Origin of the sequence: Paraburkholderia sp. RCC_158, from assembly GCF_041355255.1 — a bacterium.
Classification (GTDB): Bacteria; Pseudomonadota; Gammaproteobacteria; order Burkholderiales; family Burkholderiaceae; genus Paraburkholderia; species Paraburkholderia graminis.
In genome coordinates, this window is the sequence record NZ_JBFUPM010000087.1 from 1 (window position 1) to 656 (window position 656).

General features: G+C 57.9%; 1 protein-coding gene. It reads left to right on the forward strand.

The window, feature by feature from the left end; all coding sequences use genetic code 11:
- Positions 1 to 92 precede the first annotated feature (92 nt).
- On the forward strand, positions 93 to 656 hold a 564-nt coding region (locus AB6809_RS36260), incomplete at its 3' end, for an IS110 family transposase (protein ID WP_371028613.1).

A 656-nucleotide genomic window follows, 5' to 3' on the forward strand; every position in this document is an offset into this window, starting at 1 on the left:
CCACAAGCAATGGGATGGACTCCTCCTCACCCGACTGAGACGTGGCGCATGATTGACGACATGTTCGGCCGGTCAACGAGGAGGAACCCGAAATGGACATGATTCGCGTCGGAATTGATCTCGCCAAAAACGTCTTCCAGGTTCATGGAATCGATCGAAGCGAGAAGGCGGTATGGCGCCGCAAGCTGAGCCGTTCGGAATGGATCGAGGTCTTGCAGCAGACGGTTCCTCTGCATGCTGAGATCGGCATGGAGGCTTGCGGCAGCGCGCACCATTGGGCGCGACGCCTGCAGGCGCTCGGATATACCGTGAAGCTAATTGCCCCGCAGTTTGTGAAGCCATACGTCAAAAGTAACAAAAACGATGCAAACGATGCCGAGGCAATTTGTGAAGCGATGAGCCGGCCGGCCATGCGATTCGTCGCGGTTAAAACGATCGAGCAGCAAGATGTGCAGGCAGTTCACCGGGTCCGTTCAGGATTGATGGAGCAGCGGAACGCCAAGGCGAACCAGATCCGCGGCCTGACGTCGGAGTACGGCATCGTGGCGCCAAGGGAGATTGCCCAGTTACGCCGTGCGGTTCCGGTTTGGCTGGAAGACATTAACTGCGGTCTGAGCGATCGTTTCCGGCGTCTGCTTGTGGGCCTGTGGGAGGAT